Here is a 19,869-nt window from a genome sequence, read left to right on the forward strand (position 1 = left end):
GAGAAGAGAGATTATGAAAAAGACAAAAATAATATGTACAATTGGACCTGCATCAGATTCAGTTGAAAGTTTAAAAGAATTAATGCTTAATGGAATGAATGTTTGTAGATTAAACTTTTCACATGGAAGTCATGAAGAACATCAAATTAGAATTAATAATATTAAAGAGGCTAGAACACAATTAGATTTACCTATCGCCATAATGCTTGATACTAAAGGTCCTGAGATAAGACTTGGAAAATTTAGTGTTGATGAAGTTAATTTAAAAGCAGGGGATACTTATACTTTTACAACAGAAGAAGTTTTAGGTAATCAAGAAATTTGTTCAGTTTCATATAAACTATTACCTGACGATGTTAAAGTTGGAGGAACAATTTTAGTTGATGACGGTTTAGTTGAAATGGAAGTTATCTCTAAAACAGATAAAGAAATAAAATGTTTAGTAAAAAATAATGGTGTAATTAAAAGCAATAAGGGTGTAAATGTTCCTAATGAAGTAATAAATTTACCATCAATTACAGAAAAAGATAAATCAGATATTTTATTTGCGATACAAAATGATTTAGACTTTATCGCAGCATCTTTTGTTAGAAAACCGGAAGATGTATATGAAATTAGAAAAATTTTAGATGAAAATAATTCTGAAATAAAAATTATTTCAAAAATAGAAAATCAAGAGGGTGTAGAAAATATTGATAAAATTATTGATGCATCTGATGGAATAATGGTAGCAAGAGGAGATTTAGGAGTTGAAATTAAAACAGAATTTATCCCTAAAATTCAAAAAGAAATAATTAGAAAATGTAATTTAATTGGAAAGCCTGTAATAACAGCCACTCAAATGTTAGATTCTATGATTAGAAATCCTAGACCAACTAGAGCAGAAGTTACTGATGTTGCTAATGCAATTATTGACGGAAGTGATTGCGTAATGCTTTCAGGAGAAACTGCCGCGGGTAAATATCCAAAAGATGCAGTTAAAGTTATGAATAATATAGCTATAACAACAGAAAACTCTTTCGATTTTCAAAATAGTATAAAAAATAAAGACAGAGATGATTCATTAAATACAATGAATTCTATTAGTTTATCTACAAAAGAAATTGCTGAAAATTTGAGAGCAAAAGCAATTATATGTGCTACTGCATCAGGAATTACACCAATTTCAATTTCAAAATTTAGACCATTTGTAGATATTATTGCTGTTACTTATTCTGAAAAAGTTAGAAGAAAATTACAGATTTTCTGGGGAGTTTCTACACTTCTTTCTGAAAAATCTGAACATACAGACGAAGTTATTGAACGTTCTATTTCTGCTACATTAAAAGCAAATTATATTAGCGATGGAGATACTGTTGTATTAACAGCCGGAATACCTGTTGGTGTTGCCGGAACAACCAATTTAATTAAGGTTCATACGGTTGGAAAAGTTTTAATAAAAGGATTTGGAATTGGAAAAGAATCTATAACTGCAAAAACTTGTGTAATAAGAACAGAAGAAGATTTAAAAAATAAATTTAAAGATGGAGATATAATTGTTGCTAAATTTACTGATAGAGAATTTGTTGAATATTTAGATAGAGCATCAGGTATTATAGTTGAAACAGGAGGCCTTACTTCTCACGCTGCTATAATTGCATTACATTTTAATATTCCAACAATTATTGGAGCTGAAAATGCAACAAATATAATAAAAGACGAACAACTCGTAACAATAGATACAGCTGGTGGATTAGTATATGATGGAGATGTTAAAGTTCTTTAATTTTACTTTATTTTAAATATATGTTATTATATTACAGATGTTTAATTAAGGAGAAAATATTTTGATAAAATACGAAAATTTACCTACAGAATTTCAAAATGATTCTGTAAAAAAATATTATGAAATAGTTTCAAAAAAAAGTTGTAGTTTGATTTTTAAAAGAATATCAGATATTATTCTTTCTGTTATAATTTTGATAATTTTGTTTATTCCAATAGTTATAATTTCAATTGCGATAAAACTTGATTCAAAAGGAACTGTGTTTTATAGACAGGAAAGAGTTACAACTTATGGTAAAAAGTTTAGAATTTTTAAATTTAGAACAATGGTTTCAAATGCTGACAAAATGGGAACACTTGTAACTGTTAAATCTGATTCAAGAATAACTAAAGTTGGAAAATTTTTAAGAAAATATAGATTAGATGAATTTCCTCAAATTTTTAATATATTTTTAGGAGATATGAGTTTTGTAGGAACAAGACCGGAGGTTACAAAGTATGTTGAAAAGTATTCAGACTATATGTATGCTACATTACTTTTACCTGCAGGACTTACGTCATATTCTAGCATAAATTATAAAGATGAAGATGAAATCATATCAGAGCATTTAAATGAAAATATAAGTGTTGATGATATTTATATAAATTATATTTTGCCGGATAAAATGAAATACAATATGGAATATATTGAAAAATTTTCCTTTTGGTATGATATAAAAATTATGTTTAAAACATTTTTATCTGTATTTTTGGGGAGGTCTAAATAATGAAAGTTAGTATAGGTGTTGTTGCCTTAAATGAAGAAAAAACTTTACCTTCTCTTTTTGAAGATTTTAAATTACAAACATATCCACATAATGAGATTGAAATAATTTTGGTTGACGGTTTATCAACTGATAACACAAAAAATGTTATGCAAGAATTTAAAGAAAACAATGATTTTTTAGATGTTAAAATTTTTGATAATCCTAAAAAAATTCAATCTGCTGGTTGGAATGTTGTTATAAAAAATTTTACTGGAGATGTATTAGTTAGAATTGATGCACATTCTTCCATTCCTAAAGATTTTATTGAAAAAAATGTTAAAAATATAGAATCGGGTGAGGACGTTTCTGGAGGAAGAAGGCCGAATATAATTGATGAAGATACTGCTTATAAAAAAATGCTTTTAGAGGCAGAATCATCAATGTTTGGTAGTGGAATTGCACCTTTTAGAAATGCATCAGGGAAAAAGTATGTAAAATCTATGTTCCATGCTATGTATAAAAGAGAAGTTTTAGAAAAAGTTGGATTTTTTAATGAAAAGCTATTAAGAACAGAGGACAATGAGTTTCATTATAGAATTAGAAAAGCAGGTTATAAACTTTGCTATGATGATAACATTGTTTCATATCAACATACTAGAAATTCACTTTCTAAAATGATTAAGCAAAAAAAGGCTAATGGAATGTGGATAGGACTTACAACAGCTGTTTGTCCGGAATGTTTGAATTTATATCATTATATTCCTTTTGCTTTTTTAGTTTCACTTTTTGTATCAGTTATATCACTATTTTTTACCAAATATTTATTTTTATTAGTATTCGGTTCATATCTTATAGTGAATGTTTTGATGGCTTTATGTTCAATTTTTAGAGGGAAATTCAATGTATATAATTTATTACTTCCAATTGTATTTTTCCTTTTACATATTAGTTATGGATATGGTACATTGATAGGATTTTTGAAAATCCCATCATTTTTAAAAACATATAATAAGGAGGACTAGAAAATGATTTATGCAGGAATTCTTGCAGGTGGAATAGGTAGTAGAATGAATATTTCAAATATGCCAAAACAATTTTTGAATATTGGAGATAAACCTATAATAATTCATACGATTGAAAAATTTTTGTTATGTAATAAAATAGATAAAATTTATGTAGGAGTAAATCCGGACTGGAATTCTTATTTAGTTGATATAATAGAAAAAGATTATAACTATTTGGTTGATAAGATTGTTATTGTTGACGGTGGTAAGGATAGAAATTCTACAATTTTAAATGTAATTTCTGCTATTAATGATGATAACAAAATTACAGATGATGATATTCTTATAACTCATGATGCTGTTAGACCTTTTGTTTCAATCAAGATGATAGAAGAAAATATAGAAAATTGTAAACAATATAATATTGTGGATACAGTTGTTCCTGCGTTTGATACAATTGTTACGTCTGAAGATGGAAAATTTATTTCATCAATTCCAGATAGAAAAACAATGTTTCAGGGACAAACTCCACAAACTTTTAAAATCAATAAATTTATGGAATATTATAGTAAACTAACTGAAGAAGAAAAAAATATTTTGACAGATGCTTGTAAAATATTTGTATTGAATGGAGAAAAAGTATTTTTAGTTAATGGAGATTTTTCAAATATTAAGATTACTACTGTAACAGATTTGAAGATAGCTAAAGCAATGCTTATGGAGAATTAAAATGATAAATAGAATTTTTCAATTAATTAAACCCGGTTTCATTTCAGTAAAATATGTTGATGAAAGTTTTTTAGGAGATAAAGTAATTGTAAAGCCTTTGTATGTGTCCTTATGCCATGCTGACCAAAGATATTATTTAGGAAAAAGAGACCCGAAAGTTTTAGCAAAGAAACTTCCAATGGCTCCAATTCATGAATCATGTGGAGAAGTTGTTTTTGACCCAACGAATATATTTAAAGTAGGGGATAAGGTGTCAATGATACCAAATACTCCACCTTGTAAATTTGACGATAATATATATGAAAACTATGTAAAGGGAGCATACTTCTTATCTAGTGGACATGACGGATTTATGAGAGAATTTGTAAAAATTTCTCCTGATAGACTTGTTAAATTTAATGATATTGAATTGTCAGTTGCATCTATTTTAGAGTTTATTTCAGTTGGTTTTCATGCTTATGATAGATTTGTGAAAAATTCACTTGAAAATAAAGAAACTATAACTATTTTTGGAAATGGAAGTTTAGGTTTTGTTATGGCTAATGTTTTAAAATACAAATTTCCAAAAAGTAAAATAGTTGTAATAGGAAGAAATTTAGAAAAATTAAAAATCTTTTCATTTGTTGATAAAATTTATTCTATCGATGATATACCGGAAGATTTTTCAACTGACCATGCGTTTGAATGCGCAGGTGGACTAGGAAGTGAAGATGCAATTAATAATATAATTAAGTATATTAAACCGCAAGGCTCAATTATGCTTATGGGTGTTAGTGAAAATAAGGTTGCTATTAATACAAGAGATATATTAGAGAAAGGATTGACATTAGTTGGTTGTTCCAGATCCGGTAGAATGGATTTTGAAGAAGCAGTTAAAATGCTTGAAAATAAAAAAATTCAAAATAGATTTAAGTCAATAGTTTTTGAAGATGATGAAATAAACAATGTTGATGATATTCATAGATTCTTTAAAACTGATTTGAATACACCATTTAAAACTGTTGCAAAATGGAATATTTAATTAATGTAAATTTTAATATGGAAGAAATAAATTTAAGAGAATTACAACTTAAAAGTTTAGAAATGGGTAGATACTTTGTTTCATTCTGTGAAGAAAATAATTTATTATGTTATCTTTGTGGTGGTGGAGCAATAGGTAGTTTAAGACATTCAGGTTTTATTCCTTGGGATGATGACTTAGACTTTTTTATGCCTAGAGAAGATTATGAAAAATTAGTTTTGTTATGGAATGAAAAAGCAGATACAAAAAAATATTCACTTGTAAAAGCAAATGAATATTTAGTTGACCATAATCTTTTTATTACTATTAGAGATAATGATACAACAGCTGTAAAACCATATCAAAAAGGATTAAATATTAGTCATGGAATAGCACTTGATATTTTACCACTAGACGGTTGTCCAAGTGGAAAAATGCAAAGAAAATTTCAAATAATGTGGGGACTTATTTATTCTTTATTCTGTGCACAAGTTTTACCAGAAAAGCACGGGGGATTAAAGAAAAAAGTTTCCAAAATATTATTATCAATTTTTAAATCTAAAAAAGTTAGATATAAAATTTGGAAATTAGCTGAAAAGAAAATGACTAAATATAAAGTAAAAGATTCAGAATATATAACAGAACTTTGCTCAGGACCATACTATATGAAAAAAGTATATAAAAAAGAGTGGTTTGTAGATAAAAAATATTTTGATTTTGAAGATACAAAAATGCCAATTCCTATTGGATATGACGGCTATTTAAAAACTGCATTTGGAGATTATATGAAATTACCTCCAAAAGAAAAACAAGTACCACATCATGACTTGCTGTTCTTAGATTTGAAAAATAGCTATACAAATTATGAGGAAATTTGGAAATAAGGTGATTATTTGAAAAAAAAGAAAATATTATTTTTTTTGTGGTCTTTTTCTTTAGGAGGAGGGGCAGAAAAAATATTATCAACAATTGTAAATAATCTTGATAGAGAGAAATATGATATTGATATAATTGAGATTGAGCATTTCGATAAGGGTTACGAACCTGTTAATGATAATATAAAAATACTAAAATCATGGCAAGATTATAGACAATCTAAAATAAAGAGAGCTATTTTGTGGAGAATAAGAAAATTTTTTCCAAATTTAGTAAGAAAAATAATGGTTAAAGAAAAATATGATATAGAAATTTCATTTACTATAATGAACCCTCCTTTTGGATTTTCAAAAGATGAGAGTGTAAAAAAAATTGCTTGGATTCATGGAAGTATTGAAGATTTTATGAATGATTCTCAAAAGAGAAATAATCATCGAAAGCATTTAGAAGTGGTTGACAAGATAATTTCTGTATCAGAAAAAACGAAAGAGTCCATAATTTCAGTTTATCCTGAATACGAAGATAAAGTCTTAACTATTTATAATGGATATGATTTTGATAGTATTTTGGAAAAATCAAATGAATGGACAGATATTAACATTGAAAAAAATTCAATTTGTGTAATTGGCAGAATTGAAAACTTAAAAGGGTCACTGGAAGTTTATGAAACAATTAAAAAATTACACAAAAATTTAAATAAAAAATATCATTTATATTTTTTAGGTGCCGGAGAATTAGAAAATCATATAAAAGAGTTGGTACAAAAAGACAATTTGCAAGATTATGTTCATTTTTTAGGATATCAAAAAAATCCATATAAATATATCAAAAAAATGGACTTGATGTTTTCAATGTCAAAACAAGAAGGATTTTCCGGTGCCATTGTTGAAGGATTAGCTTTAGGAATTCCTTTTATTTCTACAGACGTTGGAGGAGTAAAGGAACTCTCAAATAATGGTAAATTTGGAAGAGTTATAAACTCTACCGATGAAGCTTGTAAATATATTGTTGATTATTTTGGCAATTCTAGATTAGTGGATAAATCAGAAATGAAAAAATTTATAACAAAATTTACAATTCCTGAACAAATAAAAAATATAAATGAAATATTAAAATAATGGAGATAATTATATGAATATTACTTTTAAAAGATTTTATTCTTTAATTACAGCATTATCTTTTATTTTCACACTATCACTTGGAGTGAAATATATATATACAGAGAGATTGGATATATTACTTTTTACACTATTATCCTTTTTCATTAGCTTGATAATATTTTGTTTTACTGATATAAAATATTATATAATACATTTATTTTTTTATATAACTATTTTTATATTTTTAGTTTCAAGACCTACAATAGATTATTTAAGAAATTATAGTTTTAATACTTATCAAAAAGATGCTTATGTTTTTGCTTTTATTATAGTTATGATTTCACTTTCCGGATTGTTTATTGGAGGAATAATTTCAAAAGTACTATTAAAAACTAAAAATAAGGAAAACTTAGAAAATAAAAGTAATATAATAGAAAATTCTGTTTGGTTAAAAAATGTAAGGATTATTTCGCTTACAGTATATGTATTGACATATCCGTTTTATACTTTAAGGCTTATAGAAAGGTTGATATTTAAGTTAAATACATCATATTACACTTATTATGCATCTTTTAAGAGCAGTTTACCTTACTTTACATATATACTATCAGTTTTTACAGTTTATTCTATGTGTATATATTTGGCTTCTAAACCAAATAAAAGAAATGCTACTATAGTCTTAATCAGTAACTTATTTGCAAATGCTATATATTTAGTTATTGGGACAAGAAATCCATTTATTTTAACTTTAATATTTTCTTTTATATATTACTTTATAAGAGACCAGGAAGATATTAAAAATAAATGGATAGGATTAAAAGAAAGAATTTTAATTTATACCAGCCTTCCAATAATAATAGTTGGAATGGGACTTTTAAATTATGTTAGAGATAATGTTGAGGTTTCGAATTTTAAAATATTTGATATATTCGTTGATTTTATATATAAACAAGGGACAAGTTTTGGTGTTTTAGCAAGAGGTTTTTTGTATAATAGTAATATTGCTGTAAGAAGTTTTACAAATTTTACTTTTGGACCAATTATTGAATACTTTACTCATGGAAATTTTGGTAAGTTTCTATTTGATACAAAGCCATTTACAGCTACAACAAATAGTATTGAGTTAGCAATAAAAAGTAATAGCTACGCTCATAACATTTCTTATATATCAATAAAAGGTGATTATTTAAAAGGACATGGATTAGGAAGTAGTTTTATAATGGAAAATTATACTGATTTTGGATACTTAGGTGTGTTTTTATTTAGTATATTTTTAGGTTTTTTATTTATAAGAATGCTTAATGTTTCTTATAAGAATAAAACTTTACCTTTTATTTGTACATTAATAATATTGAATAATTTGTTTTTTATGCCTAGAAGTAGTTTTTCAGAAAGCTTTTCAATATTATTTACATTCCAATTTTGGTTTATAGCGATATTAATATTTGTATCAGCAAAATTAATATCAAAAGATAATTCTTATACAATTTTTAAAACGAAGGAGATATGATATGTTTGAAAATTATTCATTTGGAGATTTATTATCCAATATATATAAAAAGAGAGTTTTAAATTTAGTAGCATTTTTAATACTAAGTGTTGCTTTAGTTTGTCCGTTGGTTTTACAAACGATAAATAAAAAAACAGTAGTAAAAGAAGGAGTGCAATATTCAACTTATGTAGCTTATAAAATAACTGCTCCTGAGAGTGACAATGTAAATGCCTTATACAGTAGAAGAGGATATTCTGATTTTTACGAAAAGTTGTTAATATCTAATTTAAATGGAGCTTATCTATTTAATGATGTGAGTGATAAAGATTTATCACAAATGGCTAAAGAATTGGATACATCAGCTGTTACTTTAAAAAATTCAAATTCAGATTACTGGGATAAGAAAGTAGTAGTAAATTATATTTCAACTAATTTAGGGGTTTCTGCAAAAATATTGACACCAAGTAAATTGGTAAATGATTTGATTGAAAAGAAATTTGATGAATTAATAAATAAATATAAATCAGTTTATAATAATGTTACTATTGAAAAAGTTGAATCTAATTATTCTAAAGAACTTAGTTCTAAAGAAAATATTAATACTGGCTATAGTATGAAAAAATTATTAGTAAAAATTTTTGCAATTGAAATAGCCTTAATAATTTTAGTTGCTATTATAAATTTTATAATGTATATATTTAATCCAACTGTGAATAGAGAGGGAGATTATAGAAAATATAATATAAAATTTGTTCAAGAAATAAAAAATGATAATGATTTGTTTGAAGTTTTGAAATATAAAATTAATAATGAAAATATTGAAGAATTAAGTATACTTAGCTCTAATTCAAATATTATTAAGAAGTTAAATGATTGTAAGATAGATAAAGTTAATATATTAAAAGCAAATGACTTAAATAATATAATGAATTTAAAAAATGTTATATTAGTTGAAGAATATGGAATAACTAGATACTCATCTTTCGAAAAATTATTACAAAATTTAAAAAATTATGAAAAGAATATAATTGGAGTATTATCATATAAATTATAATTTAAAGTTAAAACCGGCTGGAATGAGCCGGTTTTTTAGCTTTTATATATTTATTACTTTTCCTGCATTAAATAGTGTTTCGTAGATTGTGTACATATTACTTATTTCGCCAACTAAAAGTTTTTCTTTAAGTTCATAGTAGTCAAGACAAGTTCCGCAAGAAATAATTTCTACACCTTTTTCTTCCAACTTTTTCAAATCATCAATACAAGGAGAGCCTTCAGAAGTTAATTTAACTCCGGCATTGAAGAACACCATTGTCTTTGGTAATTTTTCATATTCACTAGAAGTGTAAACGAAACCTTTAATTAATAATTTTCCTAATTCTTCTGAACCATTTCCCATAAAGTCTTTTGAAATTGCAATTACTACATCAGATGAGTTTTCAACAGAGCAAAAAGCACTTGGTTCTTGTAAAGAAGTATTTGTATTTTTTGATACAAAAATATTAAATTCATTATCAGATATTTTTTCAAATTTAAAATCTAAATTACTACTCTTAGCAAATTTTTCTAAGTTTTTAACGGCTGTGTCATTATCTACTATAACTAAAAAATCTTTTTCTTCTGAGCTTTCAACAGCTTTTTTAGTTAAAATTAAAGGTTGTGGACAAACTAAACCTTTAGCGTTTATTTCTTTCATAATATACCTCCAAAAAATATAATTTATACAATCTAATTATACAATATTAGAAATATTAATACAATAGTAAAATTGTAAATGTTATTTAAAAAAACTTTTTTAAATAAAAAATATTGTTTATTTTTCATATATGGGGTATAATAAAATTAAAGGTCAAAGAAAGTCAAATTAGTGGAGGGTTTTATGGAATATAAAGATTATTATAAAATTTTAGGTGTAGATAAAAATGCAACTGATGCAGAAATAAAAAAAGAATATAGAAAATTAGCAAAGAAATATCATCCTGATGTTAATCAAAATGATGAAATTGCCGGAAATAAATTTAAAGAAATAAATGAGGCTTATGAAGTTTTATCCGATAAAGAAAAAAGAAAGCAATATGATATGTTCGGTTCAAATTATAATTTTAGTGGTGGGGATAATTTTGACCCTAGAAATTATGGTTTCAGTGGTTCATTTAACGGAAGTAATATGGGTGGATTTTCTGATTTCTTTAATATGTTTTTCGGTGGAGAAAGTTCATCTTCCGGATTTGGAGGCTTTTCTGGATTTGATAGTTTTTCAAATGCCAATAAATATTCAGGATTTAATAGACAGCAACAAAGAAAAAAATATGAAACAAGTTTGAATTTATCGGTTAAAGAGGCGTATTTAGGAGTTGAAAGAGAACTTTATGTTAATATAAATAATTCTCCTAAAAAAATAACTGTAAAAATTCCAAAAGGAATAACGAGTGGTAAAAAAGTTAAAGTTAATGGAGATAAATATTCTATTGACGGAGATATACTTGTTAAAATTAATGTTATAAATGATGAGTATAGACTTGAGGATTTAGATTTGATAAAAACTGTAAGTCTATATCCTTGGGAGGCATATTTTGGAACTACAAAGGTTGTTGAAACATTAAATGGAAATATTAGAGTTAAAATTCCGGAAAAAATAGAAAGTATGAAAAAAATTAGAATATCAAATAAAGGATATACTGATTTAAAAGGAAAGACAGGGGATTTATATCTTGAAATAGTTATAAATAATCCTAAAAATTTATCAAATGATAAATTAGAATTATATAAAAAATTAATGGAGAATTAAAATGAAATGGACAATAACTAAATTGTGATGAATTTGATATTTTAGTAAAGAGTAAGTTTTAGAAAGGAGAAATATTATGAATTTAGATAAATTTAGTAATGATGCAATGAAAATAGTTGAAGAATCTCAAAGTTTAGCAATAAAAAATGCAAATGTAGAAATTTCAGATATACATTTACACAAGGCTTTGATAGATAGCGACAATATAATAATTAAAATTTTAAATATAATGAATGTAAATATAGACAGTTATAGGAATGATGTTAAATCAGCATTTGAAAGTTTGCCTTCTCAATATGGTGCTTCTAATATATATCCGAATACTGTTTATCAAAGAATTTTACTTAATTCAGAAGATGAAATTAAAGAAACCGGCGATACAAATATTTTAGTAGAGCATATATATCTTGCACTTTTAAAAGAAAAAAATGTAAAATCTTCTGATATTTTTAGAAAATATAATATAACATATAATTCATTCAAGTATGCTTTAATGGGAATTAAGAATATGAAAAACGAACATAAAGAAGGAAGTACAAGTGAAGAGTTATTAAAATATGGTAGAAATTTAACTGAAGAAGCTAAAAATGGTAAACTTGACCCTGTAATCGGTAGGGATGAGGAAATAAGGCATTCAATTAGAATTTTATCAAGAAGAACTAAAAACAATCCTGTTTTAATAGGAGAACCCGGTGTTGGTAAGACTGCAATCGTTGAAGGTTTAGCTCAAAGAATTGTAAATAATGATGTACCTGACGGATTGAAGAATAAAATAATTTTTTCATTAGATATGGGAAGTCTTATAGCAGGTGCGAAGTTTAGAGGAGAGTTTGAAGAAAGATTAAAAGCTGTTCTTGAAGAAATAAAAAATTCAGACGGAGAAATAATTTTATTCATAGATGAAATTCATACTCTAGTAGGTGCAGGTAAAACTGACGGTGCATTAGATGCGTCAAATATGTTAAAACCAATGCTTGCAAGAGGAGAATTGCATACAATAGGTGCCACAACTCTTGATGAATATAGAAAATATATTGAAAAAGACGGTGCATTGGAAAGAAGATTTCAAAAGGTTTTAGTAAAAGAGCCGACAGTTGAGGACACAATTTCAATTTTAAGAGGAATAAAAGAAAAATACGAAATACATCATGGGATAAAAATTACAGATTCAGCAGTTATTGCTTGTGTAACTTTAAGTGATAGATACATTACAGATAGATTCTTACCTGACAAGGCTATTGATTTAATGGACGAGGCATCTTCTATGATAAGAACTGAAATTGATTCAATGCCACAAGAGATTGACGACTTGAGAAGAAAAGTTTTACAGTTAGAAATTGAAAAAGCCACACTTGTTAAAGAAAGTGACGAAATCAGTAAAAAAAGATTACAAGACTTGGAAGAAGAATTATCAAATATTAAAAATAAATATAATGTAGAACTTGCAAGATGGGAAAGTGATAAAAAAGATATTAATGAAATAAAATCTGTTAAAGCTGAAATTGATGCTGTTAGAATTGATATTGAAAAGGCTGAAAGAGAATATGATTTTGAAAAACTTTCTGAATTAAAATACGGTAAGCTTGCAAATTTAGAATTGAAATTAGCTGAACTTAACGAAAAGAAAAAAGAAAAAGAAAGTTACTTAAAAGAAGAAGTAACAGAGGAAACAATCGCTGAAGTTATTTCAAAATGGACAAATATCCCAATTAAAAAATTAGTTGAAGGTGAAAAAGAAAAATTATTACATCTTGGAGAAATTTTACACAAGAGAGTTGTTGGACAGGACGAGGCCATTGATTTAGTTAGAGATTGTATTTTAAGGTCAAGAAGTGGATTAAAAGATGAAAATAAACCAATCGGTTCATTTATCTTCTTAGGACCTACCGGAGTCGGTAAGACAGAACTAGCTAAAACATTGTGTGAAAGTATGTTTGATGATGAAAAAAATCTTGTTAGAATTGATATGAGTGAGTATATGGAAAAACATTCAGTTTCAAGATTAATAGGAGCTCCTCCAGGATATGTTGGATATGATGAAGGTGGACAACTTACCGAAAAAGTTAGAAGAAATCCATATTGTGTAATTTTATTTGACGAAATAGAAAAAGCACATCCAGACGTTTTTAATATACTTTTACAAGTTTTGGATGATGGACGACTTACTGATAATCAAGGAAGAGTTGTCGATTTCAAAAATACAATTATAATTATGACTTCAAATATTGGTTCCATTTATTTGTTAGACGGAATTGATAAAAATGGTAAAATCACAAAAACTGCTGAAGATGAAGTTATGAAAGAATTAAAAAATTCTTTTAGACCTGAATTTTTAAATAGAGTTGACGATATTGTTTTATTCAAACCGTTACAAAAAGAAGAACTTTACAAAATAATTGATATGACTATTTCAGAAATTGAAAATAGATTAAAAGATATTGATGTAAAAATCAATTTAGATGAAGAATGTAAAAATTTAATTTTAGATTCAACTTATTCATACAATTATGGAGCAAGAATTATAAAAAGATACATTCAAAAAAATATAGAAACAGAAATAGCAACAAAAATAATTGAAGGAAAAATAGTTCCGAATACTACAATTAATTTCAAAAATATAAATGGAAAAATTTGTATTGCATAACAAATAAACGCTGAGATTTTTAGTCTTAGCGTTTTTTTCTTTTTGTAAAATTATGATAAATTTACTATTATAATTTCATTTTTAATGTTGGGTTTAGTGTTTGTAATAGTTGGTTTTTCATTGAAAAAATATTTAAAACTTAATTTTATTAAACTAAAATAATTTAGTAATTGTAATTAGGGAAATGGAATAAAAATCTACTTCCCTTTTAATTGAAAAAAGTATGTTATTAATTTTTTAAAATATTTGAATTATAAGAGATTTTGTGTTAAAATATACTCATATATTAATAATTAGGAGGAATATTATGGATCAATTAACTATGCAATTGGTTATGATAGGTGGTTTTATGGCGATTGCTTATTTTCTTTTAATTAAACCTCAAAAGAAAAGACAAAAAGCCATGATGGACATGAGAGAAAGTTTAAAAAAAGGTGATGATGTAGTTACAATTGGTGGAATTAAAGGTACAGTTGTTAATGTAACTGATACTGATGTTGTAATTGAAACATCTAGTGATAGAACAAAAATGGAATTTGTTAAATCTGCTATTCATTCTATTGTTAGCAAATCTGAAGAATCTTCTGAAGAAGTTGAAGAAGATATGGAAGAAGAAAATAGTGAAGAAAATTAATTTTGCTTAAATAGACGGATTTCGTCTATTTTTTTCTTTATGTTTAATAAGATAAATAAAAAAATATAAGATAAGGAGGTATTTATGAAAAAGTGGTTTATTAAATCGGATAATGGATTGACAAAAGAAAATTTTAAAAATAATAGTGAATTTTCTTATATAACTTGTCAACTTTTGGCAAATAGAAAAATTGATTATAAAAATGTAAAAAACTTTTTATATCCAGATTATAAATACCTTCATAATCCTTTTTTGATGAAAGATTTAGATACTGCAATAGAGATACTTGTTGATGCAATAGACAATAATTTACATATACAAATTGTTGGAGATTACGACCAAGACGGTAATTCAGCAACAGTTGTTTTGATGAAAGGAATAGGTTTTTTTACTGATAATATTAGTTTTGCTATTCCTCATAGAATGGAAGATGGTTATGGTATTTCAAAAGGAATTGTAGATAGCGCAAAGAAAAATAATGTAGATTTAATTATAACTTGTGATAATGGAATATCTGCTTTTGAAGTTGTTGAATATTGCAATTCTTTAAATATTCCAATAATCGTAACAGACCATCATCAAGTAGTTATTGATGATGAGGGAAATCAAATATTACCAAAAGCAAATGCAGTTGTAAATCCTCATAGATTAGATTGTGAGTATCCATTTAAAGAATTGTGTGGTGCAGGAGTTGCATTTAAGTTAATGCAGGCATTATATGATGAACTTGGTGGAGATGAGGACTATTTAATTGATTTATTACAATTTGTCGCTATGGGAACTGTTTGCGACGTTGTGGATTTAGTTGATGAAAATAGATTTTTCGTGAAAAAAGGATTGGAAATTTTAAATTCAAGTGATAATGTTGGTATAAATAAGTTACAAAGAGAAAATGAGGTTGGAAAAATAACAACTACTTCTTTGGGTTTTAAACTTGGACCATGTATAAATGCTGCAGGAAGATTAGATTCTGCAAGTATTGGTGTTGAATTATTTTTAGAAGAAGATGAGTCAATGGCAACAGATTATGCTAAAAGATTAGTTGAGCTAAATGAGGAAAGAAAATCTTTAACAAATGATGCATATTCAAGAATAAATGCAAAAGTTAGAGAATCAGGACATTTTAATGATGATATTATAGTTATGTATGATGATGAACTTCATGAGTCAATTGCCGGAATTGTTGCAGGTAGAATAAAAGATTATTATTATAGACCTACTTTGATTTTTTCAAACGCAAAGGAAGATGGAATTTTAAAAGGAAGTGCCAGAAGTATTGAAGATTATGATATTATTTCAAAACTTAGAGAATTTTCTAATCTTTTTGAAAAATTGGGTGGCCACGCTATGGCTGCAGGGTTTTCTATAAAAAAAGAAAATTTAGATATTTTAAGGAAGTCTTTAAATCAAAATTCTAATTTAACTTCCGAAAATTTTGTTGAGAAAATAAAAATAGATTGTTCTTTAGATTTTAAATTAATAAGTTATAATATTGTTGACGAATTAAAATTACTAGAGCCTTATGGAAAAGCAAATCCTGAACCTTTGTTTGGTACAAAAAATGTGGAAATAAAATCTATATCTGTTATAGGTAAAAATAAAAATGTTATAAAATTAGTTTTAAGTCAAGATGATATAGAATTTAGTGGAATTATTTTTAGTAATTTTGATAAGTATATTTCGTATTTCAATAAAAAGTTTGAAACTGAAGATATTATTTTAGAACAAAATAATATAAAAAATAAATTTATAGATATTTTATATACTCCAGTTATAAATGAGTATATGAATAATAAATCTATTCAATTATTGATAAAAGATATAAGATAGGAGGTGGAATAAATGTTAGATGAATTATTATCAAAAATTAGAAGTTATAATCCTAATTCAGATGTTGAAAAAATTACAAAGGCTTATAATTTTACAAAAGAGTGTCATGAAGGACAATTTAGAAATTCTGGGGAACCTTATTTTATTCATCCAGTGGCTGTTGCTAATATTTTAGCTGATTTATATATGGATGATGCAACTATAATTGCGGGGCTTATGCATGATATACTTGAAGATACAGAAGTTACTTTTGAAGAAATGGCAGAAATGTTTGATGAAGAAATTGCTAATCTTGTGGATGGTGTCACTAAACTAAAAAAGATAAAATATCAAAGTAAACAGGAATCTCAAGCTGATAATTTAAGAAAAATGCTTTTAGCTATGAACTCTGATATTAGAGTTATAATAATTAAGATTGCAGATAGACTTCATAATATCAGAACTTTGGAATATATGAAGAAAGCTAAACAACTTGAAAAAGCAAAGGAAACTCTAGAAATTTATGCTCCTTTGGCTTATAGATTAGGTATGAGCAATGTTAAATGGGAGCTTGAAGATTTATCTTTAAGATATTTAGAGCCTGAAATATATTATGATTTAGCTGAAAGAGTTAAGAAAAAGAGAAGTGAAAGAGAAAAAATTATAAATGATATAATCGAAGAAATTAGCACAAGCTTGAAAGAACATAATATTCAAGGTGAAATTAGTGGTAGGCCAAAGAGTTTATACAGTATTTACAAAAAAATGTATAAACAAAATAAGAGTTTTGATGAAATTTTTGATTTGACTGCTGTTAGAATTATTGTTCCGACTATTAGTGATTGTTATGCAGTTTTAGGGATAGTTCATTCTAAATGGAAACCAATTCCTTCAAGGTTTAAGGATTATATTGCAGTTCCAAAACCAAATTTATATCAATCTTTACACAATACACTTATTAGTAATTCCGGTGATGTTTTTGAAGTTCAAATAAGGACTTTTGAGATGCATAAAACTGCTGAATATGGTATCGCAGCTCACTGGAAATATAAAGCCGGTGTTGATAGGAGTACAAGTTTTGATGATAAATTAACTTGGCTTAGACAACTTATGGATTGGCAAAGAGAAGTTAATGACAACAGAGAGTTCATCACTTCTTTCAAAGAAGATTTCGTTTCTGATGAAGTATTTGTTTTTTCTCCAAAAGGAGATGTTATAAATTTAGTTTCAGGAGCAACTCCAATAGACTTTGCTTACAAGGTTCATACTGCAGTAGGAAATAATTGTGTAGGCGCCAAGGTTGACGGAAGAATTGTTCCTTTAAGTTTTAAGTTAAAAAATGGAAATATTGTTGAGATATTAACAAATCCAAATTCATCCGGTCCAAGTAAAGATTGGTTAAAAATAGTAAAATCTTCTCAGGCAAGAACTAAAATAAAGCAATGGTTTAAGAAAGAAAATAAAGCACTAAACATTGTTCAAGGTAGAGATATGCTTGAAAAGGAAGTTAGACGATTGGGCTTTACTTATAGTAAAATTTTAAAGGAAGACTGGCTTTTACAAATTGCTAAAAGATTGAGTTTTAATACTATTGATGAAATGTATGCCGGTATTGGATTTGGAAGTATCAATTTAAGACAGGTTATATCTAAATTAAAAGAATTTTATACTGATTATTATCAAGAATCTGCTGATGATATAATAAACAGAGTGAAAAATGAAAAATCAGGAAATAAAAACAATTCAAAAGGTGTAATTGTAAAGGGTATTGATAATATAGAAGTTAGTTTTGCAAAATGCTGTAATCCTCTTCCAGGAGATGAGATTGTTGGATATATTACAAAAGGTAGAGGGATTTCGGTTCATAGTTGTGAGTGTGCAAATATAAAAAATGTTACTAATCCTGATAGGCTTATAGGGGTAGAATGGACAAATGCTAAGAATTTATTTTATAAGGTTGAAGTTGCAGTTATTTCTTTAGACCAAGTTGGAGCCTTAGCTGATGTTGCACATATTATTTCTGAATCAAAATTAAATTTAGTGGGTATAACAGCAAAGACAGGAAAAGATAAAACTTTTATTACAAATATTATAGTTGAAATAAAAAGTATTGATGAACTTGATAGACTCATAAATAAAATAAAATCTTTGAAAGGAATACTTGATGTATATAGGGTGAGAGCGTAATGAGAGCTATATTACAGAGGGTTAATTTTGCAAGTGTAAAAGTTGATAAGAAAGAAGTCTCTAGAATTAATAAGGGACTTCTCCTTTTTGTTGGGTTTGGTAAAGAAGATACTGAAGAAGATTTAAAATATATTTTTAAAAAAGTTGTAAATCTTAGAATTTTTGAAGATGAAAATTTTAAAATGAATTTATCTGTTTTAGATAAAAATTATGAGATTTTAGTCGTATCACAATTTACTCTTTATGGAGATTGTAGAAAAGGTAATAGACCTAGTTTTGATTTATCGATGTCTAGTGTAGATGCAAGAGAAAAATATGAGGAATTTTTAAAATTATTTTATACAAATAATATTTCAATTAAAACAGGTGTTTTTCAAGCTGATATGAAAGTTTCTTTAGAAAATGACGGCCCTGTTACAATTCAATTGGATTCAAAAAGAACATATTAGGAGATAATTATGAATATAAAAAGAATAGTTGTTGGAGTATATGCAGTAAATTGTTATATAGTATATAATGATGATAAAAAGGGTTTTATAATAGACCCAGGTGGAGATAGTGATGATATTTTTAAATTTGTTGATGAGGAAAAAATAGATTTAGAATTTATTTTGCTAACTCATGGGCATGGGGACCATATTGGAGCAGTTAAACTTGTAAAGGAAAAATATGATTTGCCAATTTATGCTAGTATAAAAGAAAAAAATTTATTAAAAGACCCAATTGTTAATTTATCAAAATCAATTCCACCTTTTAAGCAAATTGAATTGGTTGCTGATAAATGGCTTTCTGATGAAGAAATTATTGATTTTTATGGAGAAAGTTTAGAGATAATTGAAACGCCCGGTCATACCGTTGGAAGTATTTGTATCCTTATGGGAGATGTTATGTTCTCCGGTGATACATTGTTTAGAATGAGTATAGGAAGAAGTGATTTAGCAACCGGTAGTTTCGAAGAAATACACAATTCAATGAAAAAGTTATATTCTTTGAAAAAAGATTATAGAGTATTGCCAGGCCATGGTGCAGAGAGTAATTTAGATTTTGAAAAAGAAAATAATCCTTTTATGAAAAATATAAAAAATAGCTAGGAGAT

General features: G+C 26.4%; 17 protein-coding genes. 16 read left to right on the plus strand and 1 reads right to left on the minus strand.

Annotated elements, in window-relative coordinates:
* The first annotated feature begins 13 nt into the window (after positions 1–13).
* From pyk to HMPREF3181_RS01405, 9 genes are all read left to right on the plus strand, one after another.
* The gene (pyk, locus tag HMPREF3181_RS01365) at positions 14–1,765 is read left to right on the plus strand and encodes a pyruvate kinase (protein WP_197415904.1); all 1,752 of its coding nucleotides are present in this window, start codon (positions 14–16) and stop codon (positions 1,763–1,765) included.
* Positions 1,766–1,826: 61 nt separating this feature from the next.
* The gene (locus HMPREF3181_RS01370) at positions 1,827–2,531 is read left to right on the plus strand and encodes a sugar transferase (protein WP_156435976.1); all 705 of its coding nucleotides are present in this window, start codon (positions 1,827–1,829) and stop codon (positions 2,529–2,531) included.
* The gene (locus HMPREF3181_RS01375) at positions 2,531–3,532 is read left to right on the plus strand and encodes a glycosyltransferase family 2 protein (protein ID WP_068472271.1); all 1,002 of its coding nucleotides are present in this window, start codon (positions 2,531–2,533) and stop codon (positions 3,530–3,532) included. The genes HMPREF3181_RS01370 and HMPREF3181_RS01375 overlap by 1 nt, the downstream gene beginning before the upstream one ends.
* 3 nt (positions 3,533–3,535) lie before the next feature.
* On the plus strand, positions 3,536–4,243 hold the full coding sequence (locus HMPREF3181_RS01380; protein ID WP_068472273.1) for an IspD/TarI family cytidylyltransferase: 708 nt from the start codon (positions 3,536–3,538) through the stop codon (positions 4,241–4,243).
* Position 4,244: 1 nt separating this feature from the next.
* Positions 4,245–5,264, plus strand: a complete 1,020-nt coding sequence (locus HMPREF3181_RS01385) for a zinc-binding dehydrogenase (protein WP_068472275.1) — start codon at positions 4,245–4,247, stop codon at positions 5,262–5,264.
* The gene (locus HMPREF3181_RS01390) at positions 5,252–6,127 is read left to right on the plus strand and encodes a LicD family protein (RefSeq protein ID WP_231723241.1); all 876 of its coding nucleotides are present in this window, start codon (positions 5,252–5,254) and stop codon (positions 6,125–6,127) included. The genes HMPREF3181_RS01385 and HMPREF3181_RS01390 overlap by 13 nt, the downstream gene beginning before the upstream one ends.
* A 9-nt stretch (positions 6,128–6,136) precedes the next feature.
* Positions 6,137–7,237: a glycosyltransferase gene (locus tag HMPREF3181_RS01395; RefSeq protein ID WP_068472277.1), complete on the plus strand. Its 1,101-nt coding sequence runs from the start codon at positions 6,137–6,139 to the stop codon at positions 7,235–7,237.
* A 13-nt stretch (positions 7,238–7,250) separates the two neighbouring features.
* Positions 7,251–8,729, plus strand: a complete 1,479-nt coding sequence (locus HMPREF3181_RS01400; protein WP_068472279.1) for an O-antigen polysaccharide polymerase Wzy family protein — start codon at positions 7,251–7,253, stop codon at positions 8,727–8,729.
* 1 nt (position 8,730) lies between these two features.
* Positions 8,731–9,765 carry a teichoic acid biosynthesis protein TarQ gene (locus HMPREF3181_RS01405; RefSeq protein WP_068472280.1) on the plus strand — a complete coding sequence of 345 codons (1,035 nt, stop codon included), beginning with the start codon at positions 8,731–8,733 and terminating at the stop codon, positions 9,763–9,765.
* A gap of 42 nt (positions 9,766–9,807) precedes the next feature.
* Here HMPREF3181_RS01405 and yedF read toward each other — a convergent pair whose 3' ends face one another.
* Positions 9,808–10,407: a sulfurtransferase-like selenium metabolism protein YedF gene (yedF, locus tag HMPREF3181_RS01410; RefSeq protein ID WP_068472283.1), complete on the minus strand. Its 600-nt coding sequence runs from the start codon at positions 10,405–10,407 to the stop codon at positions 9,808–9,810.
* A 183-nt stretch (positions 10,408–10,590) separates the two neighbouring features.
* Between yedF and HMPREF3181_RS01415 the strand changes: the two genes are divergently transcribed.
* The 7 genes from HMPREF3181_RS01415 (at position 10,591) to HMPREF3181_RS01445 (ending at position 19,864) form a co-directional block, all read left to right on the plus strand.
* The gene (locus tag HMPREF3181_RS01415) at positions 10,591–11,499 is read left to right on the plus strand and encodes a DnaJ domain-containing protein (protein ID WP_068472285.1); all 909 of its coding nucleotides are present in this window, start codon (positions 10,591–10,593) and stop codon (positions 11,497–11,499) included.
* A 76-nt stretch (positions 11,500–11,575) separates the two neighbouring features.
* Positions 11,576–14,143, plus strand: coding sequence for an ATP-dependent chaperone ClpB (gene clpB / locus HMPREF3181_RS01420; protein WP_068472287.1), 2,568 nt, complete (start codon positions 11,576–11,578; stop codon positions 14,141–14,143).
* A gap of 307 nt (positions 14,144–14,450) precedes the next feature.
* The gene (yajC, locus tag HMPREF3181_RS01425) at positions 14,451–14,777 is read left to right on the plus strand and encodes a preprotein translocase subunit YajC (RefSeq protein WP_068472289.1); all 327 of its coding nucleotides are present in this window, start codon (positions 14,451–14,453) and stop codon (positions 14,775–14,777) included.
* A gap of 84 nt (positions 14,778–14,861) precedes the next feature.
* Positions 14,862–16,607 (plus strand): single-stranded-DNA-specific exonuclease RecJ, encoded by a 1,746-nt coding sequence (gene recJ / locus HMPREF3181_RS07440; RefSeq protein WP_082713861.1) that lies wholly within the window; start codon positions 14,862–14,864, stop codon positions 16,605–16,607.
* A gap of 12 nt (positions 16,608–16,619) precedes the next feature.
* Positions 16,620–18,773 carry a RelA/SpoT family protein gene (locus tag HMPREF3181_RS01435; protein ID WP_068472291.1) on the plus strand — a complete coding sequence of 718 codons (2,154 nt, stop codon included), beginning with the start codon at positions 16,620–16,622 and terminating at the stop codon, positions 18,771–18,773.
* A complete protein-coding gene (gene dtd / locus HMPREF3181_RS01440; protein WP_068472293.1) occupies positions 18,773–19,222 on the plus strand; it encodes a D-aminoacyl-tRNA deacylase in 450 nt (149 codons plus the stop codon). Before HMPREF3181_RS01435 ends, dtd begins: the two co-directional genes overlap by 1 nt.
* A 9-nt stretch (positions 19,223–19,231) precedes the next feature.
* The gene (locus HMPREF3181_RS01445) at positions 19,232–19,864 is read left to right on the plus strand and encodes an MBL fold metallo-hydrolase (RefSeq protein WP_068472295.1); all 633 of its coding nucleotides are present in this window, start codon (positions 19,232–19,234) and stop codon (positions 19,862–19,864) included.
* Positions 19,865–19,869: the final 5 nt, after the last annotated feature.

Source organism: Parvimonas sp. KA00067 (assembly GCF_001553085.1).
GTDB classification, from domain to species: Bacteria; Bacillota; Clostridia; order Tissierellales; family Peptoniphilaceae; genus Parvimonas; species Parvimonas parva.

Coding starts and splice junctions, on each gene's coding strand:
- pyk (WP_197415904.1), top strand. CDS start 14: ATGAAAAAGACAAAAATAATATGTACAATTGGACCTGCATCAGATTCA.
- HMPREF3181_RS01375 (WP_068472271.1), top strand. CDS start 2,531: ATGAAAGTTAGTATAGGTGTTGTTGCCTTAAATGAAGAAAAAACTTTA.
- HMPREF3181_RS01380 (WP_068472273.1), top strand. CDS start 3,536: ATGATTTATGCAGGAATTCTTGCAGGTGGAATAGGTAGTAGAATGAAT.
- HMPREF3181_RS01385 (WP_068472275.1), top strand. CDS start 4,245: ATGATAAATAGAATTTTTCAATTAATTAAACCCGGTTTCATTTCAGTA.
- HMPREF3181_RS01390 (WP_231723241.1), top strand. CDS start 5,252: ATGGAATATTTAATTAATGTAAATTTTAATATGGAAGAAATAAATTTA.
- HMPREF3181_RS01400 (WP_068472279.1), top strand. CDS start 7,251: ATGAATATTACTTTTAAAAGATTTTATTCTTTAATTACAGCATTATCT.
- HMPREF3181_RS01405 (WP_068472280.1), top strand. CDS start 8,731: ATGTTTGAAAATTATTCATTTGGAGATTTATTATCCAATATATATAAA.
- yedF (WP_068472283.1), bottom strand. CDS start 10,407: ATGAAAGAAATAAACGCTAAAGGTTTAGTTTGTCCACAACCTTTAATT.
- HMPREF3181_RS01415 (WP_068472285.1), top strand. CDS start 10,591: ATGGAATATAAAGATTATTATAAAATTTTAGGTGTAGATAAAAATGCA.
- clpB (WP_068472287.1), top strand. CDS start 11,576: ATGAATTTAGATAAATTTAGTAATGATGCAATGAAAATAGTTGAAGAA.
- yajC (WP_068472289.1), top strand. CDS start 14,451: ATGGATCAATTAACTATGCAATTGGTTATGATAGGTGGTTTTATGGCG.
- recJ (WP_082713861.1), top strand. CDS start 14,862: ATGAAAAAGTGGTTTATTAAATCGGATAATGGATTGACAAAAGAAAAT.
- HMPREF3181_RS01435 (WP_068472291.1), top strand. CDS start 16,620: ATGTTAGATGAATTATTATCAAAAATTAGAAGTTATAATCCTAATTCA.
- dtd (WP_068472293.1), top strand. CDS start 18,773: ATGAGAGCTATATTACAGAGGGTTAATTTTGCAAGTGTAAAAGTTGAT.
- HMPREF3181_RS01445 (WP_068472295.1), top strand. CDS start 19,232: ATGAATATAAAAAGAATAGTTGTTGGAGTATATGCAGTAAATTGTTAT.